The following is a 515-nucleotide window of genomic DNA, read 5'->3' as shown; positions in this document are numbered from 1 at the left end:
CGTCGGTTGACGTTCGTGCCGGTGCTGAACCCGGACGGGTATGTCTACAACGAGGAGGAGGACCCGAACGGCGGGGGGCTGTGGCGCAAGAACCGGCGGGACAACGGGGACGGCAGCTTCGGGGTGGACCCGAACCGCAACTACGGCTACGAGTGGGCGCGCGACGACACCGGGTCAAGCCCCATGGGATCCAGCGAGACCTACCGCGGCCCGGCACCGTTCTCAGATCCCGAGACGGCATCGCTGCGCGACTTTGTTGAGTCACGCGACTTCAAACTCGCCTTCAACTACCACAGCTTCTCCGACGTCCTGATTCATCCATGGGGGTATGAAGTCAACGCGCTCACGCCGGACTCGTCGCGCTATTCGAGCTACGCCGCCCTGATGACCGAAGCCAACGGCTACCCGTCCGGCACCACGGGCCAGATGCTCGGCTATGTGGTCAATGGCTCTTCCGACGACTGGTTCTACGGCGAGCAGGCGACGAAGGACAAGATCTACGCCTTCACGCCGGA

1 protein-coding gene is annotated in these 515 nt (G+C 63.9%); it reads left to right on the top strand.

What is annotated here, in order from left to right; genetic code table 11:
• Positions 1-515, top strand: a 515-nt coding sequence (locus AAFU51_18960; GenBank protein MEO1573314.1) for a M14 family zinc carboxypeptidase, incomplete at both ends; no start/stop codon positions are given.

This window comes from Bacteroidota bacterium, from assembly GCA_039821555.1.
Classification (GTDB): Bacteria; Bacteroidota; Rhodothermia; order Rhodothermales; family Rubricoccaceae; genus JBCBEX01.
The sequence above is the reverse complement of the archived record's forward strand: the minus strand, read 5'-3'. Positions and strand labels throughout refer to the sequence as shown.